This is a genomic window from Acinetobacter sp. BY419 (assembly GCF_019038395.1).
Taxonomy (GTDB): domain Bacteria; phylum Pseudomonadota; class Gammaproteobacteria; order Pseudomonadales; family Moraxellaceae; genus Acinetobacter.
This window is the reverse complement of record NZ_JAGFXZ010000003.1, coordinates 65,663-86,521: the sequence shown is the minus strand read 5'-3', so window position 1 is coordinate 86,521 and position 20,859 is coordinate 65,663. Positions and strand designations below refer to the sequence as shown.

Annotated in this window: 21 protein-coding genes; 13 read left to right on the top strand and 8 right to left on the bottom strand. The window is 42.5% G+C overall.

Going from position 1 to position 20,859, the window contains the following annotated elements; translation table 11 throughout:
- Positions 1-17 precede the first annotated feature (17 nt).
- Positions 18-668 (bottom strand): hypothetical protein, encoded by a 651-nt coding sequence (locus KUG37_RS02065; protein ID WP_216934252.1) that lies wholly within the window; start codon positions 666-668, stop codon positions 18-20.
- A 203-nt stretch (positions 669-871) separates the two neighbouring features.
- Between KUG37_RS02065 and KUG37_RS02060 the strand changes: the two genes are divergently transcribed.
- From KUG37_RS02060 to KUG37_RS02050, 3 genes are all read left to right on the top strand, one after another.
- Positions 872-1,351, top strand: a complete 480-nt coding sequence (locus KUG37_RS02060) for a phasin family protein (protein WP_216934249.1) — start codon at positions 872-874, stop codon at positions 1,349-1,351.
- A gap of 157 nt (positions 1,352-1,508) precedes the next feature.
- Positions 1,509-1,781: an HU family DNA-binding protein gene (locus tag KUG37_RS02055; protein WP_004786051.1), complete on the top strand. Its 273-nt coding sequence runs from the start codon at positions 1,509-1,511 to the stop codon at positions 1,779-1,781.
- A 130-nt stretch (positions 1,782-1,911) separates the two neighbouring features.
- Positions 1,912-3,777: a SurA N-terminal domain-containing protein gene (locus KUG37_RS02050; RefSeq protein ID WP_216934247.1), complete on the top strand. Its 1,866-nt coding sequence runs from the start codon at positions 1,912-1,914 to the stop codon at positions 3,775-3,777.
- 61 nt (positions 3,778-3,838) lie between these two features.
- Here the strand turns inward: KUG37_RS02050 and KUG37_RS02045 are convergent, their stop codons facing one another.
- Positions 3,839-4,708, bottom strand: a complete 870-nt coding sequence (locus KUG37_RS02045) for a DUF2797 domain-containing protein (protein WP_216934245.1) — start codon at positions 4,706-4,708, stop codon at positions 3,839-3,841.
- A gap of 34 nt (positions 4,709-4,742) precedes the next feature.
- Here KUG37_RS02045 and KUG37_RS02040 point away from each other — a divergent pair, with 34 nt between their 5' ends.
- Both KUG37_RS02040 and KUG37_RS02035 read left to right on the top strand, forming a co-directional pair.
- Positions 4,743-5,213, top strand: a complete 471-nt coding sequence (locus KUG37_RS02040) for a DUF6231 family protein (RefSeq protein ID WP_216934243.1) — start codon at positions 4,743-4,745, stop codon at positions 5,211-5,213.
- A gap of 105 nt (positions 5,214-5,318) precedes the next feature.
- Complete coding sequence (locus KUG37_RS02035) at positions 5,319-5,999, top strand: YidB family protein (RefSeq protein ID WP_216934241.1); 681 nt, start codon at positions 5,319-5,321, stop codon at positions 5,997-5,999.
- 61 nt (positions 6,000-6,060) lie between these two features.
- On the opposite strand, the gene KUG37_RS02030 is transcribed toward KUG37_RS02035, so the two are convergent.
- From KUG37_RS02030 to KUG37_RS02020, 3 genes are read right to left on the bottom strand one after another with little or no spacing between them, the layout of a single operon-like run.
- Positions 6,061-6,675 (bottom strand): OB-fold-containig protein, encoded by a 615-nt coding sequence (locus KUG37_RS02030; protein ID WP_216934239.1) that lies wholly within the window; start codon positions 6,673-6,675, stop codon positions 6,061-6,063.
- Between the two features lie 20 nt (positions 6,676-6,695).
- On the bottom strand, positions 6,696-7,004 hold the full coding sequence (locus KUG37_RS02025) for a Rieske (2Fe-2S) protein (protein WP_171486361.1): 309 nt from the start codon (positions 7,002-7,004) through the stop codon (positions 6,696-6,698).
- A 14-nt stretch (positions 7,005-7,018) separates the two neighbouring features.
- Positions 7,019-8,023, bottom strand: coding sequence for an adenosine kinase (locus KUG37_RS02020; protein ID WP_216934237.1), 1,005 nt, complete (start codon positions 8,021-8,023; stop codon positions 7,019-7,021).
- A gap of 279 nt (positions 8,024-8,302) precedes the next feature.
- On the opposite strand from KUG37_RS02020, the gene KUG37_RS02015 reads away from it, so the two are divergent.
- From KUG37_RS02015 to KUG37_RS02005, 3 genes are all read left to right on the top strand, one after another.
- On the top strand, positions 8,303-8,755 hold the full coding sequence (locus KUG37_RS02015) for a GNAT family N-acetyltransferase (protein WP_216934235.1): 453 nt from the start codon (positions 8,303-8,305) through the stop codon (positions 8,753-8,755).
- Positions 8,756-8,920: 165 nt separating this feature from the next.
- Positions 8,921-11,860, top strand: a complete 2,940-nt coding sequence (locus KUG37_RS02010) for an insulinase family protein (protein ID WP_216934233.1) — start codon at positions 8,921-8,923, stop codon at positions 11,858-11,860.
- Positions 11,861-11,881: 21 nt separating this feature from the next.
- Entirely contained in the window at positions 11,882-13,024 is a 1,143-nt protein-coding gene (locus KUG37_RS02005) for a phospholipase A (RefSeq protein ID WP_216940128.1), read from the top strand.
- A gap of 73 nt (positions 13,025-13,097) precedes the next feature.
- Here KUG37_RS02005 and KUG37_RS02000 read toward each other — a convergent pair whose 3' ends face one another.
- The 3 genes from KUG37_RS02000 to ilvA all read right to left on the bottom strand — a co-directional run bounded on the left by KUG37_RS02000 (position 13,098) and on the right by ilvA (position 16,799).
- Positions 13,098-14,438, bottom strand: coding sequence for a TrkH family potassium uptake protein (locus KUG37_RS02000; RefSeq protein ID WP_216934229.1), 1,341 nt, complete (start codon positions 14,436-14,438; stop codon positions 13,098-13,100).
- Positions 14,435-15,091 carry a TrkA family potassium uptake protein gene (locus tag KUG37_RS01995; protein ID WP_216934228.1) on the bottom strand — a complete coding sequence of 219 codons (657 nt, stop codon included), beginning with the start codon at positions 15,089-15,091 and terminating at the stop codon, positions 14,435-14,437. Before KUG37_RS01995 ends, KUG37_RS02000 begins: the two co-directional genes overlap by 4 nt.
- 169 nt (positions 15,092-15,260) lie before the next feature.
- Positions 15,261-16,799, bottom strand: a complete 1,539-nt coding sequence (gene ilvA / locus KUG37_RS01990; protein ID WP_216934226.1) for a threonine ammonia-lyase, biosynthetic — start codon at positions 16,797-16,799, stop codon at positions 15,261-15,263.
- Between the two features lie 104 nt (positions 16,800-16,903).
- Between ilvA and rpiA the strand changes: the two genes are divergently transcribed.
- The 5 genes from rpiA to clpS all read left to right on the top strand — a co-directional run bounded on the left by rpiA (position 16,904) and on the right by clpS (position 20,856).
- Positions 16,904-17,575 (top strand): ribose-5-phosphate isomerase RpiA, encoded by a 672-nt coding sequence (rpiA, locus tag KUG37_RS01985; RefSeq protein WP_216934224.1) that lies wholly within the window; start codon positions 16,904-16,906, stop codon positions 17,573-17,575.
- 102 nt (positions 17,576-17,677) lie between these two features.
- Positions 17,678-18,352 (top strand): M48 family metallopeptidase, encoded by a 675-nt coding sequence (locus tag KUG37_RS01980; RefSeq protein ID WP_216934222.1) that lies wholly within the window; start codon positions 17,678-17,680, stop codon positions 18,350-18,352.
- Positions 18,353-18,541: 189 nt separating this feature from the next.
- The gene (argC, locus tag KUG37_RS01975; protein ID WP_216934220.1) at positions 18,542-19,597 is read left to right on the top strand and encodes an N-acetyl-gamma-glutamyl-phosphate reductase; all 1,056 of its coding nucleotides are present in this window, start codon (positions 18,542-18,544) and stop codon (positions 19,595-19,597) included.
- Positions 19,598-19,674: 77 nt separating this feature from the next.
- Positions 19,675-20,424: a DUF6776 family protein gene (locus KUG37_RS01970; RefSeq protein WP_216934218.1), complete on the top strand. Its 750-nt coding sequence runs from the start codon at positions 19,675-19,677 to the stop codon at positions 20,422-20,424.
- An 18-nt stretch (positions 20,425-20,442) separates the two neighbouring features.
- Entirely contained in the window at positions 20,443-20,856 is a 414-nt protein-coding gene (clpS, locus tag KUG37_RS01965) for an ATP-dependent Clp protease adapter ClpS (protein ID WP_216934216.1), read from the top strand.
- Positions 20,857-20,859 lie beyond the last annotated feature (3 nt).

Here is a 20,859-nt window from a genome sequence, read left to right as displayed (position 1 = left end):
TTTTCATAATGAAAGATTTACATACTCAGCCAATTATACACTAATAACGTAATCAAAAGTATGCTACTCACTCCAAAAACAATATTAATGCGCTTTTGACGGCGCTCAATCCGTTTCAGGCGGTTTTTATACTGTTTGACTTCTACCTGCAAGGTATTGATCTTCGAGCGCTGCTCTTCAATTTTCTTTAGAAGTGGCGCAATACGCTTTTTAGAGGCAATAATTTCTGCTTCATCTGTCGGCGCATCGGATAGCAAGTGTCTCCAGTCGGCTAATACTTTTGGCAAGCTGAATACGGTTAATAGATCACGAAACTCCTCTTTCAAAACCTGATGACCATCAATACGCATACTGCGAATGCTACGACGGTTGCCAAAAATAAAAATTTTAATCAGATCGGGGAGTGTTGTGCGTACATCGAGGTCTACAATGCGGCCCGGTGCTTTATGATCGAATAACAGTCCATTCGGGGTGAATTGCACATAAAAGTCGAAATATGGAATATAGCTATTGATTTTAATAGAGATATTTTCATCTACAAACTTTTTGGCTTGTAATGCAACGACACGATCATGCTGGAGAATGAAGGTAAATATTGTTTCTAAAACAATTAACGTCATCGTAAGCAACAAATGCGGTTGATTTTGACTTTGTTGCGATTCGCTCATATACAACCAATCCTTACCTGAAATATAAAGTGAAAAAGCTTCCTGCCTGTGAAGAGATTTCAGGGTTAAATCAAATTAGACTTGAAATAAATTGCTTTGTAGAACAGTTTACCAAATCTATCAAGTACTAAATTTGCTATTATGCAGTGGTTTTGTAGAATAATTTATAATAATTGCGCAGAAAATAATCAGGAGCCGTGCATATGGACAAGTCACAAACAGCACAAGACTCAGCTGAAGCTGTGAATGAGAAAACTCTGAAAGCCAAGTCCAAATCCGCCTCGGAGCGCAAATCGGTTCTTGATTTTCGTAAATACACCAAACAGATCTGGCTGGCTGGACTGGGGGCATTTTCACGTGCAGAAGAAGAAGGCAATAAACTGTTTGACTCGCTGGTCAAAGTGGGGGAAGAACTGGAATCTAAAACTGCAGATATTGCGGATCATACTGTAGAGAAGGTTTCGGAAAAGGCCAAAGAGTCGGTCACAGATACCAAAGATAAAGTGGAAAAATTAATTGACAACTCTGTTCATCACTCATTGAATCGTATAGGATTAGTCACACTGAAGGATGTACAATATTTGGAACGTTTAATCCTTCAGTTGCATGCCAAAGTTGATCAGTTGACCGCGGAACAAGAAAAAATGAAAGAAGAATTGTCGAAAAAAACACAAATAAAATGACTTTAATTATTATTCAATGTTTTTTTCGCATATTTTTTCAAAAAAAAGAGGTTCTTAAGTATTGCGTTTATACCTAAAGCATTGCTATAAAGGCGTTATGGCATGTTAAACCAATTCTTGAACCTTAAATAAACGATATTAAGAGGACGTAATCTTCATGAATAAATCAGAATTAATTGATGCAATTGCAGAGAAAGGGGGATTATCTAAAGCTGACGCAGGTAAAGCTTTAGATGCTACAATTGCTTCTGTTACTGAAGCTTTGAAAGCGGGTGATACAGTAACTTTAGTGGGTTTTGGTACTTTTGGTGTGAAAGAGCGCGCTGCACGTACTGGCCGCAACCCACAAACTGGTGCTACTCTTGAGATCAAAGCAAGCAAAGTACCTAGTTTCAAAGCAGGTAAAGGCTTAAAAGACGCTGTAGCTTAAGCTTACCCAGCGACGAAACGCGCCTAATTGGGCGCGTTTTTTATTGATAAAATTAATTGTGATGATTAACACATTCATTCGATGGGTATTTTCGGTTAAAATCCTTTGCAAATAAAATATTGGAATACTTATGGAAGCTTTTCGTAAAGTTATTAAGGGTTGGTTGGGCAAAGTCTTGCTCATTCTGTTTTTGACCCCGTTAGCACTTGTAGGTATTGAAGGATATTTTAGCGGTGGAAGTTCTGATGCAGCAAAATCAGTAAACGGGACTGAAATATCTCAAAAAGAATTAGAGTCACTGACGAAATCATTTAAAGAACAATATCTCAGTTATGCCAATGGGGATGAAACTTTACTGAATCAAAGCTTCATTGACCAAAAAGCCATGGATACTCTGGTTGCGCGTACGTTATTGCTGCAACAGGCTGAAAATTTAGGGATCAGTCTGAGTGACGAGCAGATTGAACAGATGATTGCCCAGCAGCCCACTTTCCAGCAAGATGGCAAGTTCTCTAATGCTTTATATGAAAACTATCTGAAATCAATTGGCATGACCAATCGCGCTTTGATCGAAAGTTTACGTACAGATCATGCGTTGAAGATGCTGTCTTCAACATTCCTGGATTATCCACTGGTGAGCCCAGTTGAAATGCAGCAGATTGCCGATTTGCAAACTGAACAACGTCATATTCATATTTCTAGCATTAATCTGGATAGCTATAAAAAAGATGTCAAAGTGACTGATGCAGAAATTGCTGCGTATTATGAAAAACACAAAACCCTGTTTAAACAGCCGACCAGCGTGGATGTCGACTATGTGGTGTTAAAGCCAAGTGATATTCAAGCACAGAGTTTGGAGGTTACAGATGCTGAACTTCAGGAAGCATATACAGCCTTTGTTGCGGCACAAAAACAGGCAGTTAAACCAGAGGTGAAGCATATTTTAATTACGGCGGACAGTCGTAGTGATGCTGAAGCAAAAAAACTGGCGGCAGACATTGAAGCAAAGATTAAAGCTGGCACTACTTTTGCTCAGGCTGCAGCACAATATTCTGAAGATCCTGAATCCAAATCTAAAGGTGGCGAACTTGCCATCTATGAAGAAGGTGTCTTTGGTGCTGCATTTGACCAGGCTGTTAGTTCTTTAAAATCGGGGCAGGTGTCTGCACCGGTGAAAACAGATTATGGATACCACATTATTTCTGTACAAAAGCCAGATGTTGCGGTTCCTTCTTTTGAATCACAAAAAGCGCGTTTGTCTGAAGAAATCTTGGCTGCTAAAAAATCCAATGCATTCTCTGATACGGTCAATACACTGAATGATATGGTGGTAGGAAGTGATTCTCTGGATGTGGTTACACAGGAAGTCAAAGGTGTACAAGTCCAGAAAGCCCAAGGGGTAAAACTTTCGACCCGTGATCCGGTGCTGAGCGATGCTAACCTCAAAGTCAAACTGTTTAATGACGATGTCAAAAATGGCGATCGTAATGCTTCATCAAGCATTCAGTTGGCCAATGGTGATGTAGCCTGGATCAAGGTACGTAATTATCATGCAGCTGGCGAACAAACACTGGCAGAAGCCAAACCGCGTGTTAAGGCTCAGCTGATTGAAGAAAAAGCAGCGGCTTTGGCAAAAGCAAAAATTCAGAAAGCTTTGGATGAGTACAAAACCAAACCGGCTGCAGCAGTGGCGAAAGGTAATTTGATCTTTGAAGATGCGGGTGTCTACACACGTGCTGAAGGTTTGCTAAAGCGTGATGTACAGCGTGCGGCGTTTAGTCTTCCGACACCAAAAGCAGGCCATTGGTCAGTGACAACAACGAAAATGCCAAATGAGCTGGTTGTGGTTGCGGTATCAGACGTGAAGAAAAACCCGGTAGATGTATTGAGTGCAGAGCAACGTAGTGAGTTGGTGAAGTTATATCAGCAACTTCGTGGTCAGCAAGAATTCGATGACTATACGCGTTACCTGAAATCTCAGGCAAAAATCAAATAAGACAGTCTTAAATAAAAAACCAGCCTTGGGCTGGTTTTTTATGTTCTAGATAAATGAGGTTTTAAGCACGAATAATCAGTTCATAACCGGTATATTTACGCATATTGATCACACCGGTATCTAGAATTAAATACTGGCCTTTAATTCCCTGTAATTTGCCACGAATCACGGGAGTTTTATCCAGATTATGCGATTTAATCTTTTCCGGATATTGTTCTACCGGATAAATGAACTCCCGTGCCAATTCTTCATCAAGCACTTCAATATTTTCATTAAATTCAAGATTCTGATTAAATTCTTCCCGAATGCTTTGAATTTTGGGTGCAAACTCTTCTAGCAACTGCTCACGTACTTCAATCAGATTGAGAGGTTCTGCTTCACCTTTGAGCAGCTTGCGCCAGTCAGTTTTATCGGCAACCTGCGTACCAAACATGACCTCGAGCTTTCCAGAAAGACGACGTGAGCCAACTTTCATAATCGGCAGGGCTTGGGTGGCACCCTGATCAAGCCAGCGGGTTGGCATTTGGCTGGTACGGGTAATACCGACTTTTAATGCACTGGAGTTGGCCAAATAGACAATGTGCGGCTGAAAGCAGACATTCTGTGCAAACTCATCTTCGCGGCAAGTGCCTAAATGATAGTGGCAAGTCTCTGGCTTCATGATACACATATCACATGAAGCATTAGTTTTAAAACATTTAAAACAGTGACCTTGCGAGAATGATTTTGAGGTTTTGTTACCACAGGACACGCAGTAAATATTACCTGTCCATTCAATCTCGATTTCTTGGCCTAAATTAAATGGAAGATCAATTTCTGCACGATCTAAAATTAATTTATATTCAACATTTGCCCGCTGTATCTGTTGATCAGTTACACTAAGGTCCTTGAGGCCGACGTGCATTTTATGACAAATGCCCTGAAGTTCCATAAAAATTACTCACTTAAATCATAAGGATGCAGTTATGGCTGAGCAGAATGTCATTACTTCGATGCTAGACGATTTCGCACAGGAACAGCCAATTCATACTGCTATTTGTATTGGGCAGGACTTGAGCCAAGTCCAGTTTCAGCCATCTATTCAATGGTACTATTTTAGCGTATCTGACTTTTTAAATCTGCCTTTTCAGCAACGTTATGACGTGGCTGTCGTGATGTTGGATACCGCAGAAACTGAATATTTGTCTGAACAGATGATGAGTCAAATTCTGGTGAAATTACGTGATTTGTTTGCTAAACGCTTGGTGGTAGTCAGTCGCCTGCAAAACGAGAAATTATTGAGAGCTTTAGGCTTTACGCAGCTGATTGACAAGAGCACACATGAGGCGGATTTTGCGCTGTGGCAATTTAATATTTTAACCTATAAGCATGTGCCAGACTGGTTTAACTCCAAGTTTTGGGCCAATCCGGAAAACTGGAATAAATTTCGCTGGTAAGCCAAAAACCTACTTAACTTGGATTGCAAATATTAACACAATCCTGCCTAGACAATGTGAGGACAGGCCGTATCCTGTAGCTAAGATGCACATAGGATATAGGACATGACAAACCTGAGTAATATTGTGGACATATTAGCAAAGCAGGCACTGGGTGGCGGACAGTCTCAGCCGAAATCCTCACAACAAGGCGGCTTGGCAGATATTCTTGGATCTGTACTGGGTCATTTGAATAAATCTCAGAATAAACAAAATCAAAGTCAGCAAAATCAAAGTCAGCAAAATCAATCAAGTCAGCAGACACGCCAAAATGGGCTGAGTGCAATTTTAGGTTCAGTTTTGAGTCAGCTCGGTGGTGCAACTCGACAAAGAACTTCTCAACCCCGTTCAGGGTTCGGGGGCGGTTCTACCGGCAAAACCTTGTTAATTGCTGTGCTGCCTTTAGTGCTGGCCTGGATTCAAAAACAGGGCGGTTTACAGGGTGCGTTAGACAAGTTAAAAGGCCAGGGCCTTACTAGTCAGGTTGATGATTGGGTATCGACCGGTCCCGGTGAAAATGCCAATGTTGATCCGAAGCAGGTGCAAAACCTGTTTGATGAACAGGAAATTGAAGAAGTAGCGCAGCAAACTCATGCACCTAAGCAGGATGTATATAGTGCGATTTCACAGGTATTGCCACAGATTATTGACTCTCTCACCCCGCAAGGTGAACAGACCAGTAAGCAGGAAGCCAATAATGATATTCAAAATGTATTAAATATGGTTTCTGGGCTGCTCAAAAAATAAATCTAAAAATTAGAAATCCTGATATCTGTCGGGATTTTTAATGCTAAAAATAATATGAAATTTAATCTAGATTCAGACTAAATAGCTGATTAGATTTACAGATTTTCTTGGCAATATAATGAGATTTTCTTATACGAATCAGGATAATTTGCGACTGAAAACCCAGTTCGCCAAACTCAGGCTCTACCTGTACATAATGCAGTTGACCATACTCATCCCGAACCCGTGCCTGAGCCGAAAAACCGGGGCGGGCATTGCCGCTTGAAATCGTTGCCAGCCGGCCGAGCAAATTGACATTGTTCTTTTTATATTTGGGTGGAATGACCTGATCCAAACAGTGAATCATAAAAATCGTAAAAAAAGTCGCAATAATTAAAGCAGGAATAATGAGGTAATAAGCGGGCAGAAACTTAAACTCCTGAGAATAGATCAGGAATTGTAAAACATAACCAGCAAAGCTGAAGTTCATTAAAAAGAAAAACACAATCAAGGTTTTTGAGAATTTGACATTCAATAGGTCTAATTGCTGAAAATCATAAGGTGAAATTTTTTGTAAAATTTTGCTGGGTCTCAAGTCAAAATAGAAACTAATGGTTTTCACCACGCCGAACAGAATAATCGCCAATAAACTGAGATGAAAAGGCATCAGGTTATAGTCTAGAAAAAATGTAGGCATGGTGAAGTCCGTTTTTAGTCTTATTCTGAGAGGTAAATTCCGCCATCAGAATGCACGGTAATCTCTACTTTTTCAAGTGATTGACCTTGGCAAGGTCCAGAAATACATTCACCACTTTCTACCAGAAACAGCGCACCATGCGTTGAACATTCAATAAATTCCTGATCGCGATCCAGGAACTGGTTTTCCAGAAATTCCAGTTCAACCTGTAAATGTGGGCACAGGTTCTGATAGGCATAGAATGCGCCATCACGCTGGGTGATAAAGATAGTATCTCCATCTGGAAGCTCAAAAGAGCGTGCTTCGCGCTCTGGAATGTCTTCGGTCATGCAAATTTTAAACATTAAACACATTCCTTTCGAAAGTCTTGTAATAATGTCACATAGTCTTCAACTATTAGGCGTGGACCAAATTGTGACACCACCTGGCTTGAAATAAGAATTGCCAGCTCGGCAGCAGCCTGAAGACCTAAATTAGCATTCATTCCGTACAGGAAAGCCCCGGCAAAAGCATCACCTGCACCGTTAGCGTCGACTGCAGTTACTTTGCGACCAGGAACCTTAAAGGTGTTTTCGTGATCTGAAATCAGTGCACCTTCGGCTGACAATGTAATGACAATGTGCTGACTTAAGGTTTTCAGTTTAAGCAAAGCGGCATCAAGGTTGTCAGTTTCAGTGTACATCAAGGCTTCTTGCTGGTTACACAACAGCAGATCAACGCCATCGGCGATCATTTCATCCAGACCAGCACGTGCATATTGCACCATCGCCGGGTCAGATAAAGTTAACGCAATTTTAACTCCGTTGGCGCGGGCAATTTCACGTGCCTGTTTTACGGCTTGACGCGCAGTATCCGAAGTCGATAAATATCCTTCGATATACAGCCATTTTGCGGTATTTAGGGCACTAAAATCAATTTGTTGGTCAGTCAGTTCAGCGGTAATACCCAAATAGGTATGCATGGTACGTTCAGAATCCGGGCTAACCAGCACCATACAGGTACCTGTTACGCCTTCACTGATCGATTGGGTTGTGGTCTGAATACCGGCATCATTTAAACCTTTCAGATAGATTTGGCCCAGTTTGTCATTGCCGACACGGCAACCATAAAATGCAGAACCACCCAATGCTGAAAATGCCACGGTAGTGTTGGCTGCTGAACCCCCAGAAGCTTGGCCTTTGTAAACTTGAGTCGCTTGGAGATTTTGATAAAGAGTGGCCTGAGTTTCACCATCTGCAAGTTGCATGGTGCCTTTTTGCAAGTGATGTGCAGTTAAAAAGTCATCAGAAACTTTAAATTCTTGGTCAATCAGCGCATTACCAATTGCAAAAAGATCAACATTTGCCATGTTCAAATATCACATTAAAAATGAAAGTACCAAGTTTACACTATCACTCGGAAATGCTGTAGTTTGCTGAATCATTTTCAAATATTTTTCAAAAATGCTGTATTTTGTTCAGTTACTATCTTTGGTCTAAGATTTGACTTATTTTTATACACTATGGTGCTGTGGCATTGATTTAAGTATCAAATTTTATTTATAAGGATATATCGCGCTCGGCATGATACTTTAAAGTCGCTCTGCGAACATCATTCTTCCCAACCATTTCAAATATAGTGTGCGTATATGGATATTAAAATTGTAAAAGTCGAACAGCTTCCTGATCAGGTCGAAACGCTGGCTACACTTGCGCGTAAAGAAGGCTTGGATGTGATGGATAAGTTAATTGAAGAATATCGCACTGGTAAAAACTGTTTTTCCCAAGCCAATGAACATTTACTGGTCGCGCATGATGGCAAAAAACTGATTGCCTGTGGTGGCCTAAACCAGCAATGGGGCGACAATGGGATTGAAGACCGGATTGGTCGTGTGCGCCGTTTCTATGTACATCCAAAATATCGGCTACATGGGGTGGGTAAACAGCTTCTGGCTTATCTGGAGCAACTGGCACGTCCGCACTATTCCGCTTTATGCTTGCAAACCGATACCCGGCTGGCAGCCAGCTTTTATCAAAAACAGAACTATGTATTTGTGGAAAACAATCCAAGCTATAACTATTTTAAATATCTGATCTCTTAAGCTTGTAGGGCTTAAGCTGAATCCAGGTCATAAATTTGATGATCTAATTTTCAAATGACCAAGTTTACTTAATTCGATCAAAATCCTCGGTTTTCAACGTGAATAATTCAAATAACTAAAGCTATAATGCTCTTAGTTATTTTAATTAAAGCATTAGGAGATCGCATGACTGTAGATGTCACTGAAACCATTTCTCAAACTGTACATCCTGCGTTTCAGTTGTTACGTCAACAACATGTTGAAGCTTTGGACATTTTCGTGTCTGAATATAAACATAAAGTGACTGGCGCCACCCATTATCACCTGGCGACCAATCACGATGAAAATGTCTTTCTGGTGGCGTTTCGTACCCAGCCGATGGACTCTAAAGGCGAAGCGCATATTCTGGAACATACCGCATTATGCGGTTCAGAAAAGTTCCCGGTGCGCGATCCATTCTTCCTGATGATTCGCCGTTCACTGAATACCTTCATGAATGCCTTTACTGCGGCGGACTGGACTGCGTATCCATTCGCGACTCAAAACAGCAAGGATTTCCAGAACTTGCTCGAAGTTTATATGGACGCGGCATTCGCTGCCAATTTGAATCCGCTGGATTTTGCCCAGGAAGGCATTCGCATTGAGCTGGAAAATGGCGAGCCGGTCTATAAAGGCGTGGTCTTTAATGAAATGAAAGGCGCGATGAGTTCGCCTTCTGACCAGCTGTATCATACGCTGGCGCATCATTTATATCCGCATACGACTTATCATTATAATTCTGGTGGTGATCCTAAAGATATTCCTGATCTGACTTACCAAGAGTTAGTTGATTTCTATAAGTCACATTATCATCCAAGCAATGCAGTCTTCATGACTTTTGGTAATAAATCTGCATTTGAATTGCAAGAACAGTTTGAAAATCTGGCATTGTCCAAATTTGAAAAAGGTCAGACGCTATATCCAACACCTGAAACCCGTTTGACCGCACCATTGACTGTTACAGACAGCTATGCGGTGGATGCTGAAGATTTGCAGGACAAAACCTATCATGTACTGTCATGGTTATTGCCGGAAGCCAGCGACATTAAACTGCGTTTAGGCATGCGTTTGGTCGAAGGAATTCTGCTAGAAGACTCAGCATCGCCACTGCGTCATTATCTGGAAACTTGTGGCTATGCCCAGTCGACCGGTCCATTTATGGGCGTGGATGATACTAATTTTGAAATGACCTTCTACTGTGCAGTGCAGGGTTCAAATCCTGAACATGCAGAAGAATTTAAAAATGGCGTGTTTAAGGTTCTGGAAGATGTAGCATCTAAACCCGTCGATCAGAACATGGTCGATGCGATTCTGCATCAAATTGAATTGCATCAGCGTGAAATCAATGGCGATGGTACACCGTATGGTCTGAGCCTGATCCTGAGTGGTTTGGGCAGTGCGATTCATCACCGTGATCCGGTCGAAGTTTGGGATGTAGACTCTGCCATTGCTTCAGTCAAAGAGGAACTGCAAGACCCAATGTGGCTGTCGAATCTCATTCAAGAGTATTTGCTGGATAATCCACATCGTGTGCAATTGACGCTGGTTCCAGATGCGAGCAAATCTGCACAAGAAGCTGCCGATGAAAAAGCCCGTCTGGCTGAAATTGGCAAGAATTTAACTGAAGAGCAAAAAGCTGAAATTATTGCGCAGACTGAAGCATTGAATGTGCGTCAGGATACGCCTGATGACTTAAACTTATTGCCAAAAGTTGGTCTGGAAGATGTACCCGCGGAATTACAGATTGTGCAGGGTCAGTTGCGTGAAATTATCTCGAATCAAACCGATACGCCGTTGAATTTGTATCATGCCGGTACCAACGGTATTTATTATCAACAGGTTCTAGTCAGTATTCCGGATGAAGTGGTGCAATCACCCTACTTCAACCTGCTTTCAATCCTGATGGGTGAAGTGGGTGCCGGTGAATATGACTATCTGGAGTTCCAGCAACTGCAAACTGCGGTGAGTGGCGGTCTGGGCATGGGCGCATCGATGCGTTCTAAAGTCGATGACAAAAACAAGATCACTGCCTGGCTGACACTGACCACCAAATCACTGGTGAATCATCTCGATGCGATCCGTCTGTTAAAGATCGGCTTTGAACAGCTGCGATTTGATGAGAAAGATCGAATCATTGAGCTGTTGCAACAGCGTAAAACACGCTGGCAGTCACGTGTTTCCGGTTCTGGACATAGTTATGCGATGCAGTCTGCATCTCGTCAGCATAGTGCATTGGCATTGCGTGATTATCACAATACCGGTCTGGGTGCATTGAACTGGCTGATCGAACTGGTATCGAAGATTGAAAAAGATCCGGCTGAATATGATCTGCTGATTGACGAGTTAAAACGGATTCATCGTGTCTTATTGCAAGCGCCAAAACAGTTCCTATTGGTTTGTGAAGAGCCGCAATCTGATAGCTTGATCGAAGAAATCCAGAATGTCTGGGACAAGCTTGCGGTTGATTCTGCACCAGTGCAACTGACTGAAGTAGAAAAACTGACACATGATCAAGATGAGGCCTGGCTGGTTCAGGCCAATGTGCAGTTCTGTGCTGCGGCTTATCCGGCGGTAGAAGTGGCGCATCCTGATGCGGCACCGCTGATGGTGCTGGCTGGATATTTACGTAATGGTTTCCTGCACAGTGCCATCCGTGAAAAAGGTGGTGCTTATGGTGGCGGTGCCAGCTATGACGGTAATGCTTGTTCATTCCGTTTTTATAGCTATCGTGATCCACGTCTGGCAGAAACCTTCCAGGACTTTGATGCCAGTATCGAGTGGTTGCTCAATGCACCACAACAGCCGCATCAGCTAGAAGAGGCAATCTTGGGTCTGATCGCCAGCATGGACAAACCGGGTTCACCGGCGGGCGAAGCGATCACTGCATGTTATGCCTATCTGCATCAACGCACACCGGCATTCCGTAAAAAGCTTCGGGAACGTTTGTTGCATGTCACGCTGGATGACCTGAAACGTGTTGCACAGACCTATCTGGTCGAGCAGCAGGCGACCAAGGCCGTAGTCGCACCGGTAGCAAAGCGTGAAACGCTTGAGCAGCTTGGCTTTGTGATTCAACAAGTTCTATAAATAAAAACATGAGGATAATGAATGGCGCTTAATTTAATTAAGCGCTCAACTCTGCAGCTGAGCGTATTGCTGGGCTGTACAGTTGGGACGCAAGTGAATGCGGAAGAAAATACAGTAGTAAACAGCCCCAACCCGGCAACGGCTGAAGCTTGTGCTGCTGTTGAATCTAGTGCAGAACGTTTGGCCTGTTATGATGCTTTATTTAAAATACAGCCCGCAGATATGCCTCAAATTGTTTCTGAACGTCGTGCTGCGGTAGAGCTTGCACCCGAACCCGATAATTTGAAAGCAAAAATCGGACAAACTGTTTCCAATATTTATATTTCTGAAGGATCTAAGCTGACACCAAACCAGTCCTTGCTGGATAGTCGCTGGGAACTGTCACCAGACAGTAAATTAGGCACATGGAACATCCGGGCTTACCAGCCGGTATATTTGATGCCAGGTTTCTGGACGTCAAACAAGAATGAATTACCCAACAGTGAAAATCCTAATAATACAGAGACAGAGAAGCAGAATCTCACTTCAACCGAAGCAAAATTCCAGTTATCTATAAAAACTAAGGCCGTTGAAAACATCTTGGGAGATAATGGCGATATCTGGCTCGGTTATACCCAATCTTCACGTTGGCAGGTGTATAACTCGGAAGAATCACGTCCGTTTCGGGAAACCAATTATGAACCCGAAGCAAGTTTTGTTTTGCGTACCAATTATGACCTTTTTGGTCTGAACTGGCGCATGTTAGGCCTGACTTTCAATCATCAGTCCAATGGCCGTTCTGATCCATTGTCGCGCAGTTGGAACCGGGTGATGCTGAATTTTGGTTTTGAAAAAGACAATTTTGCCTTGATGGTTCGTCCTTGGTATCGCTTTGAAGAGAAACGTGAAGACGATAACAATCCCGAGATCAAAAACTATATGGGCCGTGGTGACATGACCGCATTTTATCGTTATAACGAGCATGATTTTTCCTTGATGCTGCGTCATACCTTGAAAGGCGGAGATGAAAACCGAGGTGCAGTACAGTTCGACTGGTCATTCCCGATCAGTGGGCGTTTGCGTGGCCAGTTCCAGCTTTTTGATGGCTACGGAGAAAGTCTGATTGATTATAACCACCGTGCCACTTATATAGGTTTAGGTGTTTCATTGATGAACTGGTACTAAGATTTCAAGTTTAATCATTTTAAATTAAACTAAAAAAAACCATGCCTTAAGCATGGTTTTTTTTATAGGTAAATCAACCAATCTGAATTTCCGAAGGCGGATGTTTGATTCGGCTCTTTTTCGGAGTCGCAATAAAATAAGCAAGTGTGAGTGGTCCTAGACGACCTGCGAACATCAACAACATCAGAATGATCAAACTGGCAGGTTGTAATTCCCCAGTTACACCGCGAGACAAGCCGACGGTACAGGCTGCTGACACAGCTTCAAACAACAGATCCAGAAATTCATGCTCAGGTTCCAGGATTAATAAGCTCATAAAACCCATTGCGATTAGTGCTGCTGTAATACAGACCACGGCCAGCGCCTTAAATGTGGTTTTTTCAGGAATAGAATGATTGAACAGACGGATTTCATCTTCGCGCCTTAAAAAACTGATCACGCTAATCACCACAATAATAAAAGTACCAACTTTAATTCCGCCCGCCGTACTTAAAGAGCCGCCACCAATAAACATGAGTAGCATGGTCACTAAAGTGGATGCATCGCTCATTTGCTCCATTGGCAGACTATGAAAGCCGGAAGAGCGTGGAACGGTAGCATGAAACCAGGCATTTACGGCCTGATCACCCAAACTCATCAGACCCAAAGTTTGTGGATTAGACGCCTCTAATAGCCAGATTACAATAAATGCAATCAGGTTCAGACCTAAAATCGTAGAGAGGATCAGCTTGCTATTGGGACTTAACTTGCGCCAGCGCTTGTTTTTTTTAACATCCATCAACACCAAAAAGCCAACACCACCAATGATATATAACATGCTGATGGTGAAAGTAATTAAATACTGTCCGGAAAAACCCATCAAGCTGTTTGGGAAAAGTGAAAACCCACCATTATTAAAAGCTGAAACGCTATAAAAGGCCGCGTAAAATAATGCATCGCTAAACTGATATTCTTTGAGCCAGGACAAGGTCAGAATTAGCGTGCCGATTGCTTCAAAAAACAGTGAATATAAAAACACGGCTTTGATGGTAAAGCTGACTTTTTTTAGACTGGTTTGTCCGATGGATTCCTGCGCCATGACTTGCTGTTTTAGTCCCATTTTTGGTGCCAGACTCATCACTGCCAGAATGGCAAAAGTCATAAAACCCAAACCACCGCATTGCAACAAAAACATAATGACGATCTGTCCGAATACCGTATATGCCTCACCGACATTCACCACCGATAGTCCGGTAATGGTGACTGCCGAGGTTGCTGTAAAAATAGCGTCTAGCCAGCTGATTTCCCCATGATGTGCAATAGGCAGCATCAATAGCAGCGAACCGATCAGAATTAATCCGAGAAATCCTAAAGCGAGTAAGCTTGGAGGACTGAGATTAATCGTCCTGTGTTGCTTTAAGTCAGAACTTTTCATAGATGTCTAAAGTATTTAGAAAGGCGGCGTAAAGGCTCTAATAATCCTTCAACCACAAGAATATCGCCTTTCTGAAGAATCTGATTGGCATCTACGTGATATTGCAGTGTAGATCCGCGTTTATGTAATAAAGTAGTAATTTCAGGCCCATGCTTCATCAATTGATTTAATGGCATACCATGCTGTTCAGCATGAATTTCAATTTTGACAATATAGTGATCATCCTCAAGCGCCATATAGCGACTGACCATCGGATAGCTTAATGACTGGGCCACCCGAACGCCCATATCTTCTTCAGGGTGAATGATTTTTTCAACATTGAGATGGGTCAGAATCATGTGATGGGATTTGGACTTGGCTTTTGCCCAAATTTTCTTGACGCCCATATTTTTTAAATGCAATACACACAGAATACTGGCTTCAATATCCTCCCCAATTGCAACGACCGCAGCATCACAGCGTTGAATATTCAGCTCATCCAGTACATGTTCATCGGTTGCATCGGCAATGACGGCATGAGTCAGTTGATCAGAAATATTTTCTACATATTTTTTATTCAGATCGATCCCGATCACTTCATGATTCAGACTGATCAGCTGCGTGGCCACGGTTGCACCGAAACTGCCAAGCCCGATGACTGCAAATAATGCCATGGATATTTCCTTAACTCTTTTTTATTGCTTATTTATTCTAGTGTAAGAGAATATCTTAAAGATTGCTCTGATATTCAGCGAGAAAGAATGATATAAATTTTGTGCTCATGATTGTTTCGATCTGGCCATAAAAAAACCGCCTCGAAAGGCGGTCTCAAATTTGTAAAAATTACTTCAGGAAACGCTGATAACCCAGGTTATTAGTAATTTCCTGATAAGGATAGGTAATGGTTTCGAGGGTTTCAATCAAGCCATCCGGATTCTGTTGTGCATCGATCGCTTCAAGACCCACCAAAACACGTCCTTCAGCCGCACCGTGGTTACGGTAGTGGAATAGGGTAATGTTATGATTTGGACCAAGACGTTCCAGGAACATCAATAGGGCACCTGGACGCTCGGGGAATTCCACGCGGAACAGACGTTCATTTTCAATATCGGCATGACCACCGATCAAGTAGCGAATATGCAGTTTCGCTACTTCATCATCAGAAAGATCATCAACGTCATACTGGAATTTTAAAGTTTCATAAATTTCCTGACGTTCTTTCTCGCCATTTTTTAGGCTAATCCCGACAAAGACCTGAGCCGCAGAAACGTCGCTGGCACGATAGTTAAATTCAGTAATATTACGACCTTGCAAAGCCCGGCAGAATTTGAGGAACGAACCTTTCTGTTCCGGAATGGTCACGGCAAAAATCGCTTCTTTGCGTTCACCCAGTTCGGTACGTTCGGCGATATAACGCAAGCGGTCGAAGTTCATGTTGGCACCGCAAACAATCGAGACAATATTTTTGCCTTCGATTTTATGTTCTTCAACGTATTTTTTAATTCCGGCCAGTGCCATGGCGCCAGATGGCTCGACAATACTGCGGCATTCATCATAGGTATCTTTAATGGCGGCACAGACTTCATCAGTATTCACTAGCACCACATGCGGTTCCACAATTGGGCCAGAATTGTCAGACTTTTGCAAACGGATCACATCAAATGGTTTTTCACCAATTTGCGCCACCGCTGTACCATCGGCAAATAGACCAACAGATAGAAGAATCACACGTTCATTGGCTTCTAATGCTGCTTTTAAACAGGCAGATTCGTCGTATTCTACCGGAATGACTTTAACATGTGGGGCAACATCACCTAAATACGCTGCGACACCTGCGATCAGGCCACCACCGCCGACAGCCACAAAGACATAATCCACATCGCGCCATTGACGCAGAATTTCATTGGCAATCGTGCCTTGGCCAGCAATCACCAGTTCATCATCATAAGGCGGAATGAAGGTCATACCATCTTCTTGGGCACGTTGAATCGCATATTTATTGGCCACATCAAATGAGTCGCCATGTAAAACCACTTCACCACCGAGACGTTTAACTGCCTGTACCTTAATATCAGGTGTGGTTTTTGGCATTACAATAATCGCGCGAATACCCAGCTTTTTGCCTGAAAGCGCCACGCCTTGTGCATGGTTACCGGCTGAAGCAGTAATAACGCCACGTTCCATTTGTGATTTCGGTAATTGACTAATACGGTTATAGGCGCCGCGTAATTTGAAGGAAAAGACAGGTTGGAGATCTTCACGTTTAAAGCGAATGTTATTATTTAATCGCTCGCTAATTCGTGGCGCTGCTTCGAGTGGGGTTTCGATTGCAACATCGTAGACCGTTGCTTGTAAAATTTGTCGAACCAAACGAGACAGCATGTTAATTTTCCATCTAACAGTTTAAAATAGGGGCTTATTGTAACAAACCATACGGCTTTGCGGTTCGAAAATACTGCAAAAGTCCAAAATAGTTGAGTGAAGCCATGAGTCTATATGCAACCCAAGATGAGAAAAAGCAAGCTGCAGCCAAAGCGGCTTTAAAACACTTGCCGAAAGGGGGCATTTTAGGCGTAGGTACAGGTAGTACCGTTAATTTTCTAATTGACCTTTTACCAGAGCTTCAGCTGGAAGCAGCGGTTGCAAGTTCTGAAGCGACTGCACAGCGCCTGAAAAAACTGGGCATTGAAGTTGTAGATATGAACAGTGTGGGTGGTCTAGATGCTTATGTTGACGGTGCAGATGAAATCGACCGTCATATGCATATGATTAAAGGCGGTGGCGCTGCGCTGACACGTGAAAAAATCGTTGCTTCAATTGCGAAGAAATTTGTATGCATCGTAGATGACTCGAAATGGGTAGAGCAGTTGGGCCGTGATTTCCCGCTTCCTGTGGAAGTCATTCCAATGGCACGTTCTGCCGTGGCACGTAAACTGGTCGCTTTAGGTGGTGATCCTGCGTACCGTGAAGGTGTGGTGACCGATAACGGTAACGTGATTTTAGATGTGTATAACCTCAATATCCTGAATGCGCTTGAACTTGAAAAGACCATCAATGACATTCCGGGTGTGGTGTGTAATGGGATCTTTGCGATCAATAAAGCGGATATCGCAATTGTCGCGACTGATAACGGAATTGAAGAGCGTACTGCGATTTAATTAAACTTTCTAGAAAAAAACCCTCTAAGTCTCCCTTTCTTAAAGGGAGACTTTTAAAACCCCCTCTTTGAAAAAGAGGGGGGGAAAATTGAAAAAACTATAATGACCTTATCCGACCTACCCGAAATTCAAATCACTCGCAATGTTCGTTCAACTCGCTTGCGTTTACGCGTTGATGCCACCCAGATTCGCCTGACAGCGCCAGTTTTTTGCAGCAAAAAACAGATACAGCATTTTATTGAACAATCTGAAAGCTGGTTGCTCAAAACTTGGCAATCTCAGCAGGAAAAAGTCGAAAATATTGACCGGACGCTACCCAGTGAACTACAGCTATTTAATTTAACAGCGCCTATTCATATTCATTATCAAAACCAAAAAAACAACTTTATTTTTGATCGCGAGAATTTACAGTTATGGATCAGCGATCGACATCCTGAAGAATATTTAAAAGCCTTTGTAATCGCCTACGCAAAAGAACAGCTTCCGCTATATTTAAATCTTGTCGCACAGCAATGTTATCTGTCTTTTAACAACTGCAGCATTCGACAGCCTAAAACCCGATGGGGTAGTTGCTCTGCCAAACATGACATTATGCTGAATAGTGCTTTGGTTTTATTTCCAGAAGAAGTAACACGTTATGTTACTGTGCACGAACTGGCACATACCCGACATTTTGATCATAGTCCGTACTTTTGGGCAGAAGTCGCCAAACATGATCAGCATTACCAACAGCATCGTAAAATGCTGAAAAATACGCCGTTGCCGTATTGGTGGTAAGTCTAAAACCGTATTCAATATAGCAAGATTATCCTTTTAAAATAGCCTAAGCAATACGGTTATTTTAAAATCAAAGCTGATCTAAGAAAGTCTTGCAACTAAAAAACCAGCAATCCCCAGTGAAATGGTTTAGAAAACCTGAACTTCCTGTCATACTAGGCAGCATAAAGGAAACATATATTTGAGGTAATGATCGTGATTTCAGTTGGTATTGTCGGTGGTACAGGTTATACAGGCGTTGAACTTTTGCGTCTTTTACTGCGACACCCAAATGTACAAGTGAAGGCACTGACATCACGTACAGAAGCAGGGCGTCGTGTCGACGACATGTTCCCAAGCTTACGCGGCCATACCGATCTTAAATTTTCCGATTTAAGTCTGGATTTATTGAAATCATGCGATGTAGTATTTTTTGCAACTCCGCACGGTGTCGCAATGAAACATGCCGAAGAGCTTGTGGCTGCAAATACCAAAGTAATCGATCTGGCTGCAGATTTCCGCTTACAAGATCTTGAACAGTTTGAAAAATGGTATGGCATGCAGCATGCTTGTCCAGAACTGTTAAAAGATTCTGTTTACGGTTTATCTGAATTGAATCGTGAAGAAATTAAAAAAGCCAATGTCATCGGGAACCCGGGCTGTTATCCAACTACAGTTCAGTTGGGTCTGGCGCCAGTTTTAAAAGCTGCTGAAGCATTAGTGAAGCCTGAAAGCATTATTATCGATGCCAAATCTGGTGTATCAGGTGCAGGGCGTAAAGCCAGCCTGGGCATGATTTATTCTGAAAATGCCGATAACTTTAAAGCTTATGGTGTAGCAGGCCATCGCCATCACCCTGAAATTGTCGAAGCACTGGAAAATATTTCAGGTCAAAAAAATGTCTTTGATCATATTTTATTTGTACCGCATTTGGTGCCAATGATTCGTGGTATGTTGTCGACCATCTACATCGATTTAACCGAAACAGGACAAGCTGCAGATTTACAGGCATTGTATGAACAGTTCTATGCCAATGAAGCATTTGTCGATGTCATGCCGGCAGGCAGTTCACCTGAAACTCGTTCAGTGCGTGGCGCCAACCAGTTGCGTATTGCCTTGTACAAGCCACAGCCTACGAAACTGGTTGTACTGGTTGCACAAGACAATCTGGTGAAAGGTGCCGCAGGTCAGGCCGTACAAAACATGAACCTGATGTTTGGTTTTGCTGAAGATGCTGGCTTAAATAATATTGGTTTATTACCATAAAAAACGTATTAGAGCTTCACACACATTTAGATTTGGATTTAAATGTGTGTCTTGATTAAAGCAAACAAGAGATCAAAATGCTGAATAACGAGTCAAATACGACGCTTCCTCAGGAACCCGGGGCAAAAAAATCATTTATGAAAGGCAATACGCCCTTGGTCATTGGTGCGGCTGTATTGATCTTAAGTAGTGGCGTACTTGGATATACCGTAGGACATCGTCAGGGTTTGACTGCGGCGGGTTATGATGCAGATGCAGAGCAGCTGGTCGATGTAGTACAGACTCAGAAAGCCAGTCTGGAAACATTGAACAAGACTTTGAATACTGCAATTCAGGAGCGTGATCTGGCCGTCAGTAATGCCAATGATCTGTATCTGGCCATGATTAAGGCACGTGATGAACAGGTTCAGGCTGAAAGTGTAGGAACTATTTATCGCGAGATCTTGCGTCAGCGTGGCGGTTTGGCATTGGCAGTTCAAAACCTGTCTATTAAGCCTTTACCCGAAAATGCCTTTGAATATCAGATTGATCTGGTTCAGGTGAGTCCAGGTAAAAGTCGTGCCTCAGGCAGTGTGGAATTACGCTTGATTAAAGGGACTGAAATTCTGGTGGTACCACTGGAAGACAAAAACTTTAATTTTGAAAATTATGAGCGCTTGACTGGTCGCTGGACCATGCCTAAAGGCTTTACGCCAGAATTTATTGAAGTGCGTCTCACCGGGGCCAAGCCTGTGATTCGTCGTTTTAGCTGGGAACAGGGCAAAGCAGTAGAAAATCAGTCTGCTTCTTTGTCAGAAATTCCGAAAACCGAAGCAAATGCAAATTAAGTGTGAAATATAAATCTTATGCCAAGCAATAAACGTCAAATGTGTTTAAGTGATATCAAAAATTCTTTTTCTGAGTCTGGAATTGTTGATTGGCATATTAGCCCGCGTTTAGCAAATGAACCCTCTGAAGAGGGTGATTCTGATTTGGCTGTACAGACTGCACCGCCCGAACTGAAGCGCCCGCCGCTATATGCTGTTGTTTTAATGAACGACGACTATACGCCGATGGAGTTTGTAATTGAAATTTTACAACAATACTTTGCAATGAATCTTGACCAAGCTACACAAGTAATGCTAACTGTACATTATGAAGGAAAGGGTGTAGCTGGGGTCTATCCTCGAGACATTGCGGAGACCAAAGCGAACCAAGTCAATAATTATGCTCGATCACAAGGTCATCCATTACTTTGCCAAATAGAGCCTAAAGATTAAGGG

Excerpts from the sequence above, each read along its gene's own strand:
- KUG37_RS02065 (WP_216934252.1), bottom strand. The coding sequence starts at position 668 with ATGAGCGAATCGCAACAAAGTCAAAATCAACCGCATTTGTTGCTTACG.
- KUG37_RS01980 (WP_216934222.1), top strand. The coding sequence starts at position 17,678 with ATGACCTTATCCGACCTACCCGAAATTCAAATCACTCGCAATGTTCGT.
- KUG37_RS02060 (WP_216934249.1), top strand. The coding sequence starts at position 872 with ATGGACAAGTCACAAACAGCACAAGACTCAGCTGAAGCTGTGAATGAG.
- KUG37_RS02055 (WP_004786051.1), top strand. The coding sequence starts at position 1,509 with ATGAATAAATCAGAATTAATTGATGCAATTGCAGAGAAAGGGGGATTA.
- KUG37_RS02015 (WP_216934235.1), top strand. The coding sequence starts at position 8,303 with ATGGATATTAAAATTGTAAAAGTCGAACAGCTTCCTGATCAGGTCGAA.
- KUG37_RS01995 (WP_216934228.1), bottom strand. The coding sequence starts at position 15,091 with ATGGCATTATTTGCAGTCATCGGGCTTGGCAGTTTCGGTGCAACCGTG.
- KUG37_RS01970 (WP_216934218.1), top strand. The coding sequence starts at position 19,675 with ATGCTGAATAACGAGTCAAATACGACGCTTCCTCAGGAACCCGGGGCA.
- KUG37_RS02005 (WP_216940128.1), top strand. The coding sequence starts at position 11,882 with ATGGCGCTTAATTTAATTAAGCGCTCAACTCTGCAGCTGAGCGTATTG.
- KUG37_RS02020 (WP_216934237.1), bottom strand. The coding sequence starts at position 8,023 with ATGGCAAATGTTGATCTTTTTGCAATTGGTAATGCGCTGATTGACCAA.
- KUG37_RS02050 (WP_216934247.1), top strand. The coding sequence starts at position 1,912 with ATGGAAGCTTTTCGTAAAGTTATTAAGGGTTGGTTGGGCAAAGTCTTG.
- KUG37_RS02035 (WP_216934241.1), top strand. The coding sequence starts at position 5,319 with ATGACAAACCTGAGTAATATTGTGGACATATTAGCAAAGCAGGCACTG.
- KUG37_RS02045 (WP_216934245.1), bottom strand. The coding sequence starts at position 4,708 with ATGGAACTTCAGGGCATTTGTCATAAAATGCACGTCGGCCTCAAGGAC.
- argC (WP_216934220.1), top strand. The coding sequence starts at position 18,542 with ATGATCGTGATTTCAGTTGGTATTGTCGGTGGTACAGGTTATACAGGC.
- clpS (WP_216934216.1), top strand. The coding sequence starts at position 20,443 with ATGCCAAGCAATAAACGTCAAATGTGTTTAAGTGATATCAAAAATTCT.
- KUG37_RS02025 (WP_171486361.1), bottom strand. The coding sequence starts at position 7,004 with ATGACCGAAGACATTCCAGAGCGCGAAGCACGCTCTTTTGAGCTTCCA.
- KUG37_RS02030 (WP_216934239.1), bottom strand. The coding sequence starts at position 6,675 with ATGCCTACATTTTTTCTAGACTATAACCTGATGCCTTTTCATCTCAGT.
- KUG37_RS02040 (WP_216934243.1), top strand. The coding sequence starts at position 4,743 with ATGGCTGAGCAGAATGTCATTACTTCGATGCTAGACGATTTCGCACAG.
- KUG37_RS02000 (WP_216934229.1), bottom strand. The coding sequence starts at position 14,438 with ATGAAAAGTTCTGACTTAAAGCAACACAGGACGATTAATCTCAGTCCT.
- KUG37_RS02010 (WP_216934233.1), top strand. The coding sequence starts at position 8,921 with ATGACTGTAGATGTCACTGAAACCATTTCTCAAACTGTACATCCTGCG.
- rpiA (WP_216934224.1), top strand. The coding sequence starts at position 16,904 with ATGAGTCTATATGCAACCCAAGATGAGAAAAAGCAAGCTGCAGCCAAA.
- ilvA (WP_216934226.1), bottom strand. The coding sequence starts at position 16,799 with ATGCTGTCTCGTTTGGTTCGACAAATTTTACAAGCAACGGTCTACGAT.